Here is a 17,377-nt window from a genome sequence, read left to right as displayed (position 1 = left end):
CGTGCTGAAGGGGAAGTCGGTGTTGCGACGGGCCATGGGTGCGGGCCCGCCGGGCCGGGATCCATCAGAGGAGAACGGATCCCGACCCGATCATTGTGCCTTGTCCGCCTGGGTCCGGGCCGACAATGCACCCCGAAGGGGGTGGCGCTCAGTCCTGGGAGGCGGTTCCGCGGCTCACGGCGTCACGCAGCGCGGAGCCCTTCCGGTGCGCCGCCTCCGAGAGCTCCTGTGCGAAGTCCCGCAGTCGTTCCCGCAGGTCCTGCCCGGACGCGTCCGACGCCGATCCCAGCACCCGGGCGGCGAGCAGACCGGCGTTGCGGGCGCCGTTGATCGACACCGCGGCCACGGGAACCCCCGCGGGCATCTGCACGATGGACAGCAGGGAATCCATGCCGTCCAGGGTCTTCAACGCCACGGGCACCCCGATCACGGGCAGCGGCGTGACGGACGCGAGCATGCCCGGCAGGTGGGCGGCACCGCCGGCCCCGGCGATGATGACCCGCAGGCCACGCTCGTGGGCGGTACGGCCGTACTCGAGCATCTCGGTGGGCATCCGGTGCGCGGAGACCACGTCCGCCTCGTACGGGACCCCGAGTTCCTCGAGGGCCTTGGCCGCGGCCCGCATGGTGGCCCAGTCCGAGTCCGAGCCCATCACGAGACCCACGCGCGGGGCCTCGTCCTGACCGGACGGGACCGCACCCCACGGTTGCCGCTCGGGAGCATCGCTCACGTCGGTGGGTCGCACCCCGCGGTCCTCGCCGTCGCGCAGGATGCTCGCCGCGTGGGTCGCGATCTCCCGCAGCCGCTGCACCTCGTGGGCGCCGCCCACCACGTTGACGTGGCCGATCTTGCGCCCCGGGCGCACGGACTTGCCGTAGTTGTGGATCTTGGCGCGGGGTTCCGCGCTCAGTGCCTGCGGATACGCGGCGAAGAGGTCCTGGTTGTCCCCGCCCAGGTAGTTCTTCATCACGGCCGCCCCGGCCACGACGTCCGTGGCGCCCAGGGGCCAGTCCAGCACGGCGCGCAGGTGCTGCTCGAACTGTCCCGTGACGGATCCGTCCATGCTCCAGTGACCCGAGTTGTGGGGGCGCATGGCGAGCTCGTTGACCGCGAAACCCGCGTCCGTCCCGGGGGTCTCAAACAGCTCCACGGCCATCACCCCGGTCACGCCCAGTTCCTCGGCCAGCCGGACCGCGGCGTCCTGTGCCGCGCGGGCCACCTGGGGATCCAGGCCGGGGGCGGGGGCAATGACCTCGTCGCACACCCCGGCCACCTGGATGGACTCCACCACGGGCCACGTCACGGTCTGCCCCGAGGGCCGGCGCGCGACCATCGCGGACAGTTCCCGCGAGAACGCGACCGCTTCCTCGGCGAGCAACCCGGCGCCGTCGTCCTGGCCGGTGGCGCGTTCGAACCACTCGGCGGCGGTGCCGGTGCCGGCGTCCTGCGGGCCGTCGACCTTGAGGACGCCCTTGCCGTCGTACCCGCCGCGCGGGGTTTTGAGGATCACGGGCCAACCCACGCGCTCGCCGAACGCCACGAGTTCCTGCGGGGAGTAGACTTCCTGCCACTGGGGATTGGGCAAGCCCAGCTCGGCGACGGCGCGGCGCATCACGAGCTTGTCCTGCGCATGCACCAGGGCGGACGGCCCCGGACGCACCGCCGCACCCTGCGCCTCGAGCGCGCGCAGATGCTCGGTGGGAACGTGTTCGTGGTCGAACGTGAGCACATCCACGTCCGCGGCGAAACGCTGCAGGGTCTCGAGATCCGTGTAGTCACCTGTGGGTGCCGTGCGCACCGCGGCCACGGCACTGACCTCCGGGCCCTCGGCCAACACGCGCAGTTCCACGCCGAGAGCGACGGCGGCGGGGGCCATCATGCGGGCCAACTGCCCGCCGCCCACCACACCAATGACAGGACCGGTAATGGGAGAATTCACGGTTTCAGGCTAGCGCCACAGCGGACGTTCAGCCATTTCGGAGTACGATGCACTCAATCTTCCTGCGGAGGCCACATCATCCGTGTCGTGGCGGGTCACGGGTGGGCGGCGGGCCACGCCGGTGCGGCCACCCATCCCTCTTCCCCGAGCGTCAGATTGGGATCGAATCTTGAACAAAATGTTTGATCGCGCACACGCGCTGTGGAATCTGTTCGTCAAAGAACTCGCGAAGTTCGGGGTCGTGGGTGCGGCTGCGTTCGCCATCAACGCGGGCCTGGTCTGGGTACTCATGCACACGCAGTACTTCGCGGAAAGCCACATCAAGGCCAAAGTGGTCGCCACGGTCGCGGCCATCATCTTCTCGTGGGTCGCCAACCGGTTGTGGACCTTCCGGGACAAGCGCCAAGAGGACAAACGCAAGGAACTCGTGCAGTTCCTGGTGGCCAACGGCATCGGCATGGGGATCGAACTCGGCTGCCTCGGGGTCAGCTACTACGTCCTGGGCCTGACCTCCGCGACCGCGTCCTTCATCTCCGGCACGATCATCGGCACCATCTTGGGCACGATCTTCCGCTACTTCGCCTACCGCTTCTGGGTGTTCAGCACCAAGCTGGACCAGGACCCGGACTTCGCGAGCAGCCCGGACCAGGAACTCGCGTTCATCACCGGGCAGATCCCCGTGATCCCGCAGCGCGAGGACACGACGCCCCGACACGACGACCCGGCATCCCACCACGGGAACCCGGCGCCGCGGCCCGAGGACACGGTGGCGAACACCCTTCCCGAGCAGGACGTGCGCCGCGCGTCCTGATCCGCGAGGACCGTCGAACAGGGCGCCTGCACCAGACAAACGCCGGCCGGACCACCGCCGGTCGCGCGGCCCGGTGCAGGCGCCACCGTGTTTCGGTGTCAACCGCGGGTTGCGCGCTCCTGGTCCAGGACAGCGGCCGTGGCGTCCTCGGGACGCGCGGTCAGCAACACCGCCCCACCGGCCGTGATGATCCCCAGGGTCCGCAGGGCCGCGTTCTCGCCCCAACCCTCGGTGAGCGGCAGGTACACGGTGCCCTCGTCGGTTCCGGCGAGCTCCAACGCTCGCGGCAGTACCTCCGCGTGGGTCACCCCGGACGGCAGGGCCACGCTGTCGGGTTCCGGGTTCTCGAGACCCCCGTACATGTCCGGTTGGGCCCGGACCTCGTCGCAGAAGTCCACCGCGCCCTTGGGCAGGGGCCCCGAGCACTCGAAGGCCAGCGCGGGTTCGGCGACCACCAGCAGGGTCTGGGCCGCGGCGTCGTCGTCAGGGTGAGACTCCGGGTACGCATGGACCACCGAATCCGGTTCGGGATGACGCGTGAAGTCCACGCGCGCACCCGCGCGTAACGCCGCGAACGTGAGCACCACGAGTCGCCAGTGCGGCGCGGGGGAAATCGTGAGGACGTCGGAGGCGCCGACGTCGAGCTCGTCCACGAGCAGCCCGGCGGCCTTCTCGACCCAGTTCACGAGGACCCGCCCGGACAGCTCGACCCGTTCGGCGCCGTCGCGCCAGATCAGAGCGGGGGTGGGGCGCTCGGCCACGGTCTGCAGGGCCTGGGTCAGGTCTGTCGGTGTGCGTCCCACGAGGAAACTCCTTAGGGTATGTGACGGAACCACGGGTTCCCGGACGGCGCGCCGGTGGACCCGGGAAGCCCAGGATACTCGGCTTGACTCAGTAGGACTTACACGCGTGTAATTAGGGGATCCACCGGGATATCGACGGTGTACGCCCCTACGTGGCGGACTCGTTTTCGGTCGGGGCAACCGGGCTGGTTGAGGACATTTGAACAGCGAACGCGTGGGACGGAAGGAGTGACATGGGAGAGGCCGCACGCCGCCAGATCGATGCTCGGGAGGACTACGAACCCGGGTCGACCGGGGGTGCAGCTCCCGTGGACTGGTTCGTGGATCCCGTGGATCAAGCCCGGGGGGACTCGGGTGTGACCACACTGGACGATCTCGCCACGGCCTTCCTGGCCGCACACCCCGAGGTCGCCGGGGACGTGCTCCTGCGTTCCGACCGCAAGAAGCCGCGTGAACCGCAACCCCCCGTGAGCACCCCCCAAGACCTGAGCACCACCGAGGTCCACGACGTCCAGAGCGTGGACGCATCCGTGTGGCAGGCCGTGGCCGGGCTGTACTCCGTGAGCGAGGGTGACGCCGAGGGCGAGCTCGCGTGGCAGACCGACGCCCTGTGTGCGCAGACCGATCCCGAGGCCTTCTTCCCCGAGAAGGGCGGATCCACCCGGGACGCCAAGCGCGTGTGCGAGGCGTGCCCCGTGAGCGGCAAGTGCCTGGACTACGCCATGGCCAACGACGAGAAGTTCGGGATCTGGGGCGGCCTGTCCGAGCGCGAGCGGCGCAGGCTGCGTCGCCGGGGACGCTGAACCCCGTGGCTGCTCCCGAGACTCCGAGGCGCACGTGCTCCAAGCAGATGTGCAACCGTGACGCGGTGTGCACCCTGACCTATGTCTATTCCGATTCCACCGCGGTGATCGGTGCCCTGTCCGCGCGGCGGGAACCGCACGCGTACGACCTGTGCCCCGTGCACGCGGACTCATTGACGGCACCCAAGGGCTGGCGCGTGGTGCGCCTGGAGTCACCGGACGGCTGGAACCACGACGACCTCGACGCCGTGGTGGAAGCCGTCCGACCGGACGAGGACCCCGCACCCCACCGCACGGCGCGCGGTACGTTCCTGGGTGCCGTGCGACCACCCGGGGCTGCGCGACCCTCGGGCCCGTCCCGGTCACGGGGTCCCGTGTTGCGCGACGTCTCCTACCAGGGCCGCGATGACGAATCCCGGGCCGACGCCGATTCCTCCGGCCCCGCGGGCGATTCCGGTTCCGCCGAAATGCCCCGTTCCGAGGGCTCCGCGGGCGCCAATGGCGCGCGCCCGGCGCGTCATGTTCCCATGGGCCGTTCCGGGGTGAATACCGGCTATTCTGTAGCGACGCGTACGATTGCGAACGCAAAGACGCAGGTGGGGCGGCGCATGGGCTCCGTCCCCCTCCCCGCAGCCCTGCGCACCCCGCACTGGCGGCGGCCGTAACCCGGTTGCCCCGTCCGGGTGGGCTGCGAGACCGTGATTCCCACGGCCGCCGTTCTCCCCCCCCCCCCCCCGATGTGAGGTGCCCATGAGACTCCCTTCCCACCACCACGATCCGCTGCCCGGGACACCGCGCGAGCCCGCGCGTCCCGCCGGGGCGAGCGCGCGGCGTCGTCGTCCGGGCATCGCGTGCCTCGCTCTCGCGGGGCTCCTGGGCCTGAGCGCGTGCGCCGGGGGGAACGACGCCGCCCCGGCGGCGCCGTCGTCCGCCGCCGCCGCTCCATCGAGCACCGCGCCCACGAAGAGTTTCGGGACCGTGCGGGTCGAGGTGAGCCCGGCCGCCGACACGAGCATGGTCAACCCCGTGGACCCCGTGGTCGTCACAGCGGACGGCGGGGAACTCACGGACGTGACCGTGAGCGCCGCGGGCTCGGGGGAGCGGGTCGAGGGCGAACTCGCGCAGGACGGCCACGAGTGGCGCTCGAAGGCGCCCCTTGCGTTCGACGAGACCTACACGGTGGACTACACCGCGCGCTCCGGGGACCGGGACAGCACGGGGCAGTCCGTGTTCAGCACGGTGGACGCCGCCCACGAGGCGGACGTGGCCCTCAACGTCAAGGACGGGCAGACCTACGGCGTGTGGCAGGTCGTGGAGTTCAACTTCTCCGAGCCCGTCATGAACAAGGACGAGGTCGAGAAGGCCGTGACCGTGGACGGGGCGCACCGCGACGGCGCGTTCCGGTGGTACTCGGACCGCAAACTGCGCTTCCGCCCGGAGCAACCGTGGGACCCGAACTCCAAGGTCACGGTCACCGTTAACATCCTGGGCAAGGATCTGGGCAACGGGATGATCGGCAACGGCAACGAGACGGTGTCGTTCAGCACCGGTGCCGAGCAGCGGGTGTTCGTGGACAACAACACCAAGACCCTCGTGGCCTACGTGAACGGCAAGGAGACCGGTCGCTGGCCCGTGACCCTGGGCAACCCGGACTGGCCGTCCACCACGGGCAAGAAGGTCATCATCGAGCAAGCGGCCTCCTACGAGTTCAAGGCGTCGTCGCTGAACCTCAAGCCCGGCGACCCCCACTACTACCCGCCGTTCGACGCGTCCAACGTGTCCCGGCTGACGTGGAGCGGCGAGTTCATCCACCAGGCGCTGCCGTCCGCGATGCCCGTGCTGGGCGTGGCCAACGTGTCCCACGGGTGCGTGGGGATGCCGCCGGAGGGTGCGGCCTACATTTTTGAGACCTTCCGCCCGGGTGACATGGTGGAGGTGGTCAACACTGACTACCCCCAGGCCGATCCCGACGATGGCTACGGGGACTGGAACATCCCGTTCGAGCACTACTCGGACGAGGACTGGCACGGAAACTGGTGATACAGCCCGGTGAGCTCCTCCATCCCACGCGGCCCCTGGCCCCGCCCCACCGCGGTGCAGCGCATCCTCCAGGGATTCCTGGCACTCACTCTGCCCGTCCTGCTCGTGGCGCTGGGGGTACGACTCGTGGCCACCCCGGTCTTCCTGTGGCTCGAGTACCACCGCCCCGGCTTCCCCGCTGACCACTGGGGGATGAGCACGCAGGAACGGATGACGTTCGGTTCCTACGGGATGGACTACATCATGAACCTGGCCCCGCCCGAGTACTTGGGCGGCCTGGTGAGCAGCGAGGGTGGCATGGCGTTCACCCCGGCGGAGGTCTCTCACATGCGGGACGTCCAGCACGTGATGTACTGGGGGCTGCTGATCGCGTTCGTCCTGCTCGTGCTGAGCGTCCTGGCGGCCTGGTACCTGCACCGGGCGACCCCGGGGACCGCCTCTTCCGCGTGGTTCGCGGGCTCGTGGCTCACCGTCATCCTGTTGCTGCTCACGGCCGTGTTCGCGGTGGCGGGGTGGCAGAGCTTCTTCGCGGCCTTCCACTCCTTGTTCTTCAGCTCCGGGACGTGGACCTTCAGCATCTCGGACACCCTGATCCGGCTCTATCCCACCCAGTTCTGGATCGACGCCGCGATCGCCGTGGCGCTCGTGGCGCTCATTGGGGCGTTCGTGGTCATGCTCGCCACGACCCGCCGGATGCGGGCGGCACGCTCTTTCAGATCCACGAGGTGAACCACATCCGCCAGCGCCAGTGCTCGTAGGGAATGGTCTGGGCGGTCCACACGGGCCAGAAGAACAGCGCGAGCACCACCACGAGCAGCAGGAACACCAGGCTCACCCTGCGCCAGCGTCGCGCCCACACCGGTGAAATCACCTGCTCGTGCACCGCGGCGGACGGCGTGCCCGCGGTGGCACCCAGGCGGGGGACCGCGAGCTTGCCTGTGAGCACCCCGATCGTCCCCGTGATCAGCAGGACCATGGCGGGGAAGTAGGACAGCGCGTAGAAGAAGAACATCGTGCGTTCCGGGTAGAGGAACCACGGGAGGTAACCGGTCGCGTACACGCCCACGAGGGCACCGAAGCGCCAGTCACGGAGCACCGCCCACAACCACAGTCCCAGCAGCACCGCCAGGATCCCCACCCACCACACGGCGGGGTTGCCCAGGTTGAGGATGGCCTGGCTGCACGAGTCCACCGTGCAGCCGTCCACGCCTCGTCCGGGGGATTCGTAGAAGTAGGACGTGGGGCGGGCCATGACCGGCCACGTGGCCGGGCCGGCCATGTACGTGTGGTGCGAGGACAGCCCCGCGTGGAACGAATAGGCCGCCACGTGGTACTCCCACAGGGAACGTAGGGCGGGCGGGAGCCACTGCGGGCCGTCGCCCGGGTTCAGCTCGGCCCAGTTGCGGTTGTAGCCCGTGCTCGTGGTGAGCCACCCGGTCCACGTGATCACGTACACCACCGCGCCCACGCCGATCATGCTCAGGAATCCCCACGGGCCGTCCTTGAGCACCGCACCGGCGAACCAGTTCTTGACCCCGGCGATCCGCCGCGCGTTCATGTCCCACAGCACCGCCAGGATCCCGAGCGCGGCGATGCTGAACAGCGCGTTCCACTTCACGGCCGCGGCTGCACCGCACGCCACGCCCGCGGCGATCCGCCACCACCGCACGCCCAACCACGGGCCCAGGACGCCGCCGGGGCCGCGGGCGAGCAGGCGGCGTCGAGCGTCGTCGCGGTCCAACAGGACGAAGACGAAAGCGAGCAACAGGAAGAACATGAGGAAGACGTCCAGCAGGGCCAGGCGGGACTCCACAAGGTGCAGCCCGTCCAGGGAGGTCAGCACACCGGCGATCGTGGCCAGGGTGACCGAGCGGAACAACAACCATCCCGCGCACCAGATCACGGCGATGGACGCCGTGCCGAACAGGGCCGCGGAGAAGCGCCACCCGAATGGGTCGTCCGCGCCGAACAACCACAGCCCGATCGCGATGAGCCACTTGCCCAGGGGCGGGTGCACCACGAAAGAGGGGTGACCCTGTGTGTCCGGGATGTTCCCGGAGACGAAACCCTCGTCCGCGCCCTCGGGCCATTGCTGCTCCGTACCGTGGAGCAGCAGCGAATAGGCGTCCTTGAGGTAGTACGTCTCGTCGAAGACCACGGCGTGCGGCCACGACAGGTGCACGAAGCGCAGCACCCCGCCCAGCAGGGTCACGAGCGCCAGGGGGACCCACCAGTACCGGGGCAACCGGGTGACCGCGGGGAGCAGGCGGTCGCGCACGGAGGGGGCCACGGGCGCGGTCGAGGCGGGAGAGAAGACAGTCGAGGGCACGGATCCCATCGTAGGGTGCACCCCTGGAGATTCAGCCCGGCCACGGTGGCGTCACCGCGTTCGACCGGCGGACCTTCGTAGAGTGGACGGGTGAGTTCACAGACATCGACGACCACCCCCGGCACCGAGGACCACCGCCCCGGTGCCGTGGTGGTCGTGGGCACCCCCATCGGCAACCTCTCGGACGCGTCCCAGCGGCTCAAGGACGTCCTGCACACCGCGGACGTGCTGGCCGTGGAGGACACCCGCACCCTGCACCGCCTGGCCTCCGGGCTCGGCGTGACCGTGACCGGGCGGGTGGTCACCCACCACGAACACAATGAGAACGCGCGCACCGGCGAACTGCTGGACGAGGTGCGCCGCGGTCGGACCGTGGCCGTGCTCTCCGACGCGGGCATGCCCACGGTCTCCGACCCCGGGTTCCCGCTCGTGCGCGCCGCGGCCGAGGCGGACCTGCCCGTGAGTGTGCTCCCCGGGCCCTCGGCGGTCCTCGCGGCGCTCGCGGTCTCCGGGCTGCCCACCGACCGGTTCACGTTCGAGGGCTTCCTGCCGCGTAAGACGGGCGAGCGCGCGGCCCACCTCGCGACCCTGCGGGACGAACCCCGCACCATGGTCTTCTACGAGTCCCCGCACCGTCTCGCGGAGATGCTCACCGCGCTGCGGGACGCCCTGGGCGCGGACCGGCGCGCGGCCGTGTGCCGAGAGCTGACCAAGCTGCATGAAGAGGTGCTGCGCGATGACCTCGCGGGTCTGGCCGAGTGGGCCGCGAACAACCAGGTGCGCGGGGAGATCGTGGTGGTCGTGCATGGTGCCCCACCGGCCGTGGCTCCCGAGCCCGAGGACCTCGTTCAGGAGGTCGAGCACCTCGTGGCCACGAGCGACGTCAAGCTCAAGGCCGCCGCGCGCGAAGTGGCCACCGAGCACGGGGTGAGCACACGCAAGCTCTACGACGCCGTGATCACCGCGCGCGGTCAGAACTGACCCGACCCGCGGTAACGGCGCGCAGATATGTAGGACGACCGTCTCGCCGACGAGTGCCCCTCGGGTCGGACTTGCCGGTCTCTGTGCAGTGATGACGGCGCGGCCCCGGCCTCCGCGCGGGCGGGATGGACCCGCCCGCGCGGCGTCGTGGTCACCCGCGCGGGCCGTTCCACAGCGACGCCGGCCACCAGTCGGCGCGCAGCCGCCCGCCGCGCGAGGCCCGCTTCCGGAACTCGTCCCGGACCAGCGTGAGGTCCTCCGGCGTGGTCCGCGGGGTCCAGCGGGAGTCCGGGACGCCGTAGCTCGCGGATTCCAGGTCCGCGACGAGGTGATCCACGGCGGTCTGCGCACCCGGTAGCCCCGCCGCGAGCCGGCGTGCCCGCACGCGAGGCGTGTCGGACGCGGGGGAGGTGACGCCGTGGTCCTCGGCGAGCGCGCGGAACTCGTCCCACGCGGCGTTGGCCCGGCGCTGCGGGGTCAGGGACGCGTCCTGCAGTGCCGCGAGTCGCGCCCGACGACGCCGCCCGCGCACCACCCGCGGCGCCGCCGCGAGGGCCAGCAGCGCGAGCAGACCGAGCACCCCGGTCACGAGCCACCACGGCACCGCAGCGGTGGTCGGCGCCGCCTCGTCCTGGGGTGATGGCTCCTGCGAGGGGTCGTCCCCCGGTTGCTCGCTGGGTTGTTCACTCGGCTGATCGGACGGCTGGTCGGAGGGTTCCTCGCTGGGCTGTTGCTCGGGCTCGTCGCTCGGCGCCGCGGTCTCCTCCGGGGTCTGCGAACCCTCCCCACCCTGGTCCTGGGCCGAATCCGGCGCGTAATCGGGGGTGCTGGGCACCCCGGGGGTGGGCTCGAAACGGACCCAGCCCACGCCCTCGAAGTACAGCTCGGGCCACGCGTGGGCATCGCCCGTGCTCACGGGGAAGGAACGGCCGCCGTCCGGGTCCTCGACTGGGGCGGTGGGCAGGTAACCCACAGCGACCCGCGCGGGGATACCCACTTCCCGGGCCATGAGGGCCATGGCCGGGGCGAAATGCCCCGAGTACCCCGTGCGGGTGCGCATGAACTCGTCGAGCGATCCCATCCCGCCGGCGTCGTAGCCCTGGGCGAGCGGCGCGGTCACGTCGTAGCGGAAGTCGTCGCGCAGGTGGTTCTGGATCGCGAGGGCGCGGTCGTAGTCCGTGTCCGCACCCTCGGTGAACGTGCGCGCGGCGTCCGCGACCGATTGCGGGCGGTTCGCGGGCAGCCGCAGGTAGTCGCCGAGCTGCGGGTCCGACGCTGCCGACGGTGCCGTCCGCAGTGCCTCCGGGGTGGCTCGTGACAGCACGGACGTGACCGTGTACTCGGCCCCGGACATTCCCGTGGACTCGCTGAAGATGGACAGGTCGCGGGGATTCCACGCCCACCCCTCGTCACCGAGTCCACTCACGGCCACCGGGGCGTAGGGTGCGGGCAGCCAGTGCTCGGAGAAGTCGTCGAACATGACCTTGGCCGAGACCTCGGTGCCGCGGGGGACCGGGTTGCGCGCGGCGTCGGCCAGACCCGACAGATCGCCGTCCAGGTTCTCGACGTCAGGGAACCACTCGTCCTGGTCGAAATCGGAAAGGGTGAGCAACCGCATGTATTGGGGCTGGTCGTCCGAGGTCGTGTAGGAGAACCGCCGGGTGTGCTCGTCCGAGCGCAGGTCCTGACCCACCGCGCGCAGCGGGCCCACCCCGGAGGCGCGCTCCGCGGTGAACGAGCTGCCCTGTGGGAAGGCCCCGTTGAAGAATCCGGGCATGACCGCGGGGATGAACAGCACCACCGCGAGTACACCGGCGATGACGAGCAGGGCGCGGGGGAGTCCTCCCGGGGTCGGGGCGATGCGCTGGGCGCGCGTGGCACCCCAGAACCGTGAACCGGCCAGCAGCGCCAGGGCGGCGAGCGCGGCCGCGGCCAGACCGAGGGCAGTGACGCTGCCCGGCAGGGTCAGCGCGGGGAGCACGAGCAGCGCCAGGACCCCCAGGCATGCGAGCCCGGCCATGCGTAGGCCCACGAGCACGGTTTCCATGAACACGGTCACCAGCCCCACCAGGGTGCACAGCACGAAGGCCAGCCCGGGGTTCGGGCCGTAGGGGGCGGCGTCGCGGGAGATGAAGTCGCCGGAGGAACGCCACAGCTCACCGGCCGCGGTGAAGGTCTCCCCGGTGGGGATGAAGCCCAGCAGGGCGTGGGAAGGCAGGTGCACCACGGTCAACGCGAGCAACAGGGCGGCCAGGCCCAGGACCGTGACGAGCGGTGAGGGCACGCGCAACCAGCGGGCCGCGCCCGTGACCACGAGCACCGTGAGCACGGTGGCCGCCACGGAGGGCAGCCACCACAGGCCGTTCAGCGCACCGGCCATGCCCACGCAGCCCAGGGCGATCGCGGTGAGCAGAAGCAGACTGAGTTCGATCACGCGGGGCCGGGGCGGACGCGCTCCCTGGAGGTGCTGACCGTGCGGAGTGCGGGAGAGGCCGGCGGAGCTCCGGCCGTCCGGAGCGGCCCGGAGGCCGGTGGCGGCGGGGGTCACCGAGCGGCCCTGAGCCGTGGGCGCCGCGCTGGCGGTCGCAGCCGCGGCGGGGGTCCCCGCGGAGGTGGCGTCGTGGTCCGCGTGGGGCGTGGGATCGGGGGCGCTCATGCGGTGGCCCTCCCTCGGGCGTGGCCCATCATCTCGTCCATGCGCAGCTGTCGGGTACCGGGGTCGGGCGGCGGCGGAGTCAGCAGGGTGGCCCCGCGGGTGGTCGCGAGCCATGCGGCGTCCACGTCCGTCCAGCGCGTCACCAACACCACGGACCACCCCGCGGACTCGAACACCGCGGCGCTGTCGGGGCGGTGCGCGGGGGCTTCGATCACCATGATGACCGAACACACCGTGCTCGCCGCCGCTGCCGTGACGTAGCGCCGCGCGGCCGCGGGGGAGAGTCGGCCCGTGAGCAGCAACAACGGGTGGGAGAGCCCTTCCCGTTCGAGGCGCTCGGTCAGGGGGTCGGTCGACGCCTCGGATTCGGGCCGGCTCACGAGGGCCGCTCGGGAGAGGCCGTGAACGACTTCCGTGGCGGTGTCGTCGGTGACGTCCGTATCCCGCAGGTCGGCCACCGGTGCCTCGCCGCGGGGCATTGCGCGGCCCTGGTCGTCGAGCGCGTGCACCACGGTCTCGCGGCGCGTGAGGTGCTCGATCACGGACGCCGCCGCGCGCACCGCCCACTCGAACTCCTCGGTGGATTCGAGCACACCGGCCCACACACGAGCGCCCGGCCAGTGTTCGGCCGCGGAGTCCAGGACCACGACGGCGCTGCGCGTGCTGCGCGGGTCCTCCTGGCGCACCATGAGCTGGCCGTGCTTGGCGGACGCCGCCCAGTGCACCCGGCGCATGGGGTCACCGTGGCGGTACTCGCGGGTCATCACGTTGTCGGGTCCCGGTTGCGGTTGGGCGCGCCGGGACGGGTCGTTGCCGGATTCACGCGCCATGGTGACCCCGTGCTCGGTGAGGTCCTCGGGTTCCGGGGCCACGTACAGCGACGTCCGCTCGGCCACGTCCAGCAGTTCGGTCACCACGCCGAACGGGTCGCCCACGCGCACCGTGGCCGGACCCAGTTCGTGGATCCCCCGACGCCGCGGGCGCACCGTGTACGTGACCGGCGCCCCGGACACCGGTACCGAGACGTCCTGGTCCCGGCCCAGCAGGGGGTCCACGGTCTCGTGCACGTCCACGGCGGCGACGGTGCTCGTGCGGCCCGAGCGGAGGGTATCCCTGCGGTCCGCGTCGGTGGTGTCCGGGCCTGCCCCGCGGCCGGGGTTCGCGGCATCCGCCGGGCCATCGCCCATGCCACCCGTCAGGCCGCCTCCCGCCGTGCCCATGTCGTGGACCGCGGGGTCCACCGGGTCGTGGGTGGAGCCTGCTCGACCGGCACCCGAGGTACGGTTGCGCGCGGAGAAGGCGGAGCGACGTCGTACGCGCAGGGCCACCTGGGCGGCGTCGCCGAGCGTGACGAGCGGCGGGTCCACCGAACGTTTGAGCAGGACGCGAGGTTTGACGAGCCACATGGCCAGGGAGGACAGCAGCGGCACCATGCCCAGGAACAGGGACAGCGCCAGGACGTCCTTGCGGCCGAGCCACGTGGCGGCGGCCAGGCACAGCACGGCTGCCGCCAGGAAACACCACCCGCGCACCGTGAACTTGGCGCGTGAATCCACCCGCGCCTCGGGAGCGGCGGCCTTCATCGGGTCTGGGGGGCGTCTTCGGTGGGGACGCGGACGTCGGAGAGGATCGTGCGCACGATGTCCTGGGCGCTGTCCGCGCCCGAGCGACGCTCGAGGAGCAGGCGGTGGGAGAGTACGGCCACCGCGACGTCCTTGACGTCGTCCGGCAGCACGTGGTCGCGTCCGGCCAGGGCGGCCTGCGCGCGGGCGGCCGCCTGCAACTGCAGGGCCGCGCGGGGGCTCGCGCCCAGGCGCAGGTGCGGGTGCGTGCGGGTGGCCTGGCACAGTGCCACCACGTAGCGGCGCACCGGGGTGGACACGTGCAGCGAGGCCACGTGGCGTACGAGGTCGCGGGCCTCCTCGATGTCCACGACCGGCCCGAGACCCGTCAACGGGGAGCCTGCGCCGTGATCGCGCAGCATGGCGACCTCGGCGTCCGCGTCCGGGTAGCCCATGGAGATCCGCGCCATGAACCGGTCTCGCTGGGCCTCCGGGAGGGGGAACGTGCCGTCCATCTCCACCGGGTTCTGGGTGGCCACGACCATGAACGGTTCGGCCAGCCGGTACGTGGTGCCGTCCGCCGTGACCTGGCCCTCCGCCATGGCCTCCAGCAGCGCGGACTGGGTCTTGGCCGAAGCGCGGTTGATCTCGTCCCCGATCACCACGTTCGCGAACACCGGGCCGGGTTTGAACTCGAACTGGTTGCGGGTCTGGTCGTACACCGACACACCCGTGATGTCCGTGGGGAGCAGGTCCGGGGTGAACTGGATCCGGTTGATCGTCCCACCCACCGCGCCGGCCAGGGTACGGGCCAGCATGGTCTTGCCCACGCCCGGGACGTCCTCGACCAACAGGTGGCCGCCGGCCAGCAGGGTCAGCAGGGCCGTGCGGGTCTCGGCGGGTTTGCCGTCGATGACCGAGTTCATGCGGTCAAGGATGGTCTTGGTGCGGGTGGCGAACTGCTCCATTATTTCCTCGTCTCACGGGCAGGGGGATCCGGGGGTGTTTGTCCCCATGTTCGCAGGTATTTGCCAGGTGCGGGTGCATTGCGAAGGGGGTCGGGGCCCTTCCTCACCGAGCGGCGCACGGATGCGGTTGCCCGGGGCCGGGCGGGAGCGCGTCATCTATCGTGGAGGGGTGATCGAGACACCCGTATCCGAATCCGTGTGGGACCACGCAGCCCGACCCGAGCCCGTGGCGGGACAGACGCCCGAGGCGTACACCGTGGAGCGGTACGCGGTCGCCGATTCCGGTGACGACGTGCCCAACGGTGAGGGCACGGAGCGTCGTGCGCACACGGATGCGCAAGGACGACGTCGCAATCTCACGTTCCCTGCGCTGCCGGAGCCGTTGCCGCACCCCGTGGTGGACAACCACACCCACCTGGACATGCAGGACGGGTTGGTACGGGTGTCCGTGGTGGATGCGATGGCCACGGCCAGGGACGCCTCCGTGTGCGGGGTGGTCCAGGCAGGGTGCGACGTGGAGTCGTCGCGATTCGCGGTGGCAGCGGCGCAGACGGTTCCGAGGGTGCTGGCAGCGGTGGCGCTGCACCCGAACGAGGCCCCCACCTTGGCCGGGTCGGGTGTCTCCGGAGACCTGGATGCACCGGCTCCGGCAGGTGACGGCTCGGCGAAGGGGTCCGGAGCGGGGCGCTTCGAGTCCGATGGGCCAGGGGGAGTTTCCGCGGCTGGGCGTTTCACGGGGGCACGCGACGCGGGCTCAACGGGCGGGCGCTCGCTGGACGAAGCGCTCGCGGTGATCGATGAATTGGCGGGGCAGCGTAGGGTGCGCTGCGTCGGCGAGACGGGAATGGATCGTGTACACACCCCGGAGTCGGGGTTGGCGGTGCAGGAGGAGTCGTTCCGGGCGCACATCGAGATCGCCAAGCGGCACGGGGTGGCCATGCAGATCCACGACCGTGAGGCCCACGAGGACGTGGTGCGCATCCTCCGTGATGCCGGGGCTCCCGAACGTACGGTGTTCCACTGCTTCTCGGGGGACGCGGAGCTCGCGCGGTTGTGCAACGAGAACGGGTGGTACATGTCGTTCGCGGGAACCGTGACGTTCAAGAACGCGGCACCGCTCAAGGCAGCGCTGCGGGAAGCGGATCCGGGGCTCGTGCTGTGCGAGACGGATGCGCCGTTCCTCACGCCGCACCCGTTCAGAGGCCGGCCCAATGCGCCGTACATGGTCAACTACACGGTGCGGGGGATGGCGGAGATCCTGGACACGGACCTCGAGGAGCTGTGCCGGCGGATCTGGGAGAACTCGGAGCGGGTGTACGGGCAGTTCTGAATTCGGAACGGGTGTGCGGGCAGTTCTGAGGGGCTCCCACCCCGCCCCGCGCCCCATCCACCATGCCCACCCACACCCTGCGCCCACTTGGCTTCTCATGCGTGCTCCCACAACCAGCCCACCCACCTCCCCACCGCGGCAACCGGGCTGCACCACACCTGTGCCCCGAAAAAGCAAGGAGCGAGGCGGATCCAGTGTCGTTTCGGGGCACAGATGTTTGCGAGATCGGGGGCGTGAGGTCATCCGCACTCCCCATCCAGTCCAGGCCCTCCGATTTTTAGGTCGTCCGTTCCTAGATTCCTGGCATGGACTCACGAATCACTGCCACTTACCGAGGCCCACGACCTCTCGTGGCCACTACCGGTGAACTGGGTCGGCGGAAACACCAGCTGACCCGTGATCCTTCGATGCATCAACTGGCCCACGGGCTGTGGTGCCGCGCCGCTTCGCCCCCGGATCACGTGCAACGGGCCATGTTGCTGCAACGTCATCTCAACAGCCCTGGATCGCCCGTCCGCATCACGGGGATCACCGCGCTACAAGTCCTTGGGATTCCGATCGGGTCCCACTATCGATGGGCGGATCGGGCGCTGTGTCATCCCGCGCCGCCGCGGGGTAACGACCTGGACGAACATCTTCACCGCGTTCTCCACCTCTCATGGCATGGTGAGCGGTGTAAAACTCGTGATCCCAGTGTTCTTATGACCAAGTCCTACGGCTTGGGGTCCTATGCCGGACCGTGGGGATCCACGCTGGTTCATCCGGTGGAGGCACTCGTCGTGGCCGCGCCCATGATGTCCCGCTGGGCACTCACCGCCGCACTGGATGCGTTGCTGGTGCATCGTGATCTGAGGCCGGTGGACTCGACACCCGCGTGGACGTCTCAATCCTGTGGGGAGCCGCTCTCGCTGGCGGACATCTACTCGGCATTGGAGACGCTGCCTCCCACATCCCGTGCGGTCATGGCGGTGCGCACGGCATTGAAGAGCACGCAATTTCCCACGCTTTCTCCCATGGAGACCTTGACGCGGTTGATGCTGTTGGCGTGTGGCCTGCCGTGTCCCGAAAAGGCATCCATATCCCGTGATCGGTGTCGTTCTGGGGCACACGTGTTGTGCAGTGGGATTGCCGCGGGGCCCAATGAGGGTGGGAGGG

General features: G+C 70.3%; 13 protein-coding genes and 1 pseudogene. 7 read left to right on the top strand and 7 right to left on the bottom strand.

Going from position 1 to position 17,377, the window contains the following annotated elements; translation table 11 throughout:
• Nucleotides 1–148: 148 nt before the first annotated feature.
• Nucleotides 149–655 (bottom strand): 5-(carboxyamino)imidazole ribonucleotide mutase, encoded by a 507-nt coding sequence (gene purE / locus Q9R22_RS00915; RefSeq protein ID WP_311253951.1) that lies wholly within the window; start codon nucleotides 653–655, stop codon nucleotides 149–151.
• Nucleotides 656–757: 102 nt separating this feature from the next.
• Nucleotides 758–1,879: pseudogene (locus tag Q9R22_RS00910) on the bottom strand (5-(carboxyamino)imidazole ribonucleotide synthase); the annotation flags it as partial.
• Nucleotides 1,880–2,117: 238 nt separating this feature from the next.
• Here Q9R22_RS00910 and Q9R22_RS00905 point away from each other — a divergent pair.
• Entirely contained in the window at nucleotides 2,118–2,750 is a 633-nt protein-coding gene (locus Q9R22_RS00905) for a GtrA family protein (protein ID WP_311253940.1), read from the top strand.
• A gap of 98 nt (nucleotides 2,751–2,848) precedes the next feature.
• On the opposite strand, the gene Q9R22_RS00900 is transcribed toward Q9R22_RS00905, so the two are convergent.
• Nucleotides 2,849–3,553, bottom strand: coding sequence for a TIGR03089 family protein (locus Q9R22_RS00900; RefSeq protein WP_131333286.1), 705 nt, complete (start codon nucleotides 3,551–3,553; stop codon nucleotides 2,849–2,851).
• Between the two features lie 233 nt (nucleotides 3,554–3,786).
• On the opposite strand from Q9R22_RS00900, the gene Q9R22_RS00895 reads away from it, so the two are divergent.
• The 4 genes from Q9R22_RS00895 (at nucleotide 3,787) to Q9R22_RS00880 (ending at nucleotide 7,125) form a co-directional block, all read left to right on the top strand.
• Nucleotides 3,787–4,356 carry a WhiB family transcriptional regulator gene (locus Q9R22_RS00895; RefSeq protein ID WP_064846188.1) on the top strand — a complete coding sequence of 190 codons (570 nt, stop codon included), beginning with the start codon at nucleotides 3,787–3,789 and terminating at the stop codon, nucleotides 4,354–4,356.
• Nucleotides 4,357–4,361: 5 nt separating this feature from the next.
• Complete coding sequence (locus Q9R22_RS00890; RefSeq protein WP_242670457.1) at nucleotides 4,362–5,021, top strand: DUF3499 family protein; 660 nt, start codon at nucleotides 4,362–4,364, stop codon at nucleotides 5,019–5,021.
• Between the two features lie 85 nt (nucleotides 5,022–5,106).
• Complete coding sequence (locus Q9R22_RS00885) at nucleotides 5,107–6,396, top strand: Ig-like domain-containing protein (protein ID WP_131333285.1); 1,290 nt, start codon at nucleotides 5,107–5,109, stop codon at nucleotides 6,394–6,396.
• Between the two features lie 9 nt (nucleotides 6,397–6,405).
• A complete protein-coding gene (locus Q9R22_RS00880; RefSeq protein WP_131333284.1) occupies nucleotides 6,406–7,125 on the top strand; it encodes a TIGR01906 family membrane protein in 720 nt (239 codons plus the stop codon).
• On the opposite strand, the gene Q9R22_RS00875 is transcribed toward Q9R22_RS00880, so the two are convergent.
• Entirely contained in the window at nucleotides 7,109–8,734 is a 1,626-nt protein-coding gene (locus Q9R22_RS00875; protein ID WP_311253939.1) for a phospholipid carrier-dependent glycosyltransferase, read from the bottom strand. The two genes, Q9R22_RS00880 and Q9R22_RS00875, sit on opposite strands and share 17 nt — an antisense overlap.
• A gap of 81 nt (nucleotides 8,735–8,815) precedes the next feature.
• Between Q9R22_RS00875 and rsmI the strand changes: the two genes are divergently transcribed.
• Nucleotides 8,816–9,706 carry a 16S rRNA (cytidine(1402)-2'-O)-methyltransferase gene (gene rsmI, locus Q9R22_RS00870; protein ID WP_131333282.1) on the top strand — a complete coding sequence of 297 codons (891 nt, stop codon included), beginning with the start codon at nucleotides 8,816–8,818 and terminating at the stop codon, nucleotides 9,704–9,706.
• 151 nt (nucleotides 9,707–9,857) lie between these two features.
• On the opposite strand, the gene Q9R22_RS00865 is transcribed toward rsmI, so the two are convergent.
• From Q9R22_RS00865 to Q9R22_RS00855, 3 genes are read right to left on the bottom strand one after another with little or no spacing between them, the layout of a single operon-like run.
• Entirely contained in the window at nucleotides 9,858–12,362 is a 2,505-nt protein-coding gene (locus Q9R22_RS00865) for a transglutaminaseTgpA domain-containing protein (protein WP_242670455.1), read from the bottom strand.
• Entirely contained in the window at nucleotides 12,359–13,945 is a 1,587-nt protein-coding gene (locus tag Q9R22_RS00860; protein ID WP_242670454.1) for a DUF58 domain-containing protein, read from the bottom strand. The genes Q9R22_RS00865 and Q9R22_RS00860 overlap by 4 nt, the downstream gene beginning before the upstream one ends.
• A complete protein-coding gene (locus Q9R22_RS00855) occupies nucleotides 13,942–14,892 on the bottom strand; it encodes a MoxR family ATPase (protein WP_131333281.1) in 951 nt (316 codons plus the stop codon). Before Q9R22_RS00855 ends, Q9R22_RS00860 begins: the two co-directional genes overlap by 4 nt.
• A gap of 169 nt (nucleotides 14,893–15,061) precedes the next feature.
• On the opposite strand from Q9R22_RS00855, the gene Q9R22_RS00850 reads away from it, so the two are divergent.
• Nucleotides 15,062–16,222: a TatD family hydrolase gene (locus Q9R22_RS00850; protein WP_131333280.1), complete on the top strand. Its 1,161-nt coding sequence runs from the start codon at nucleotides 15,062–15,064 to the stop codon at nucleotides 16,220–16,222.
• The last annotated feature ends 1,155 nt before the right edge of the window (nucleotides 16,223–17,377 follow it).

The organism is Kocuria sp. PD6, assembly GCF_031844145.1.
Lineage (GTDB): Bacteria > Actinomycetota > Actinomycetes > Actinomycetales > Micrococcaceae > Kocuria > Kocuria marina.
Note: the sequence above shows the minus strand (reverse complement) of the source record. Positions and strands in the feature narration are given on the sequence as shown.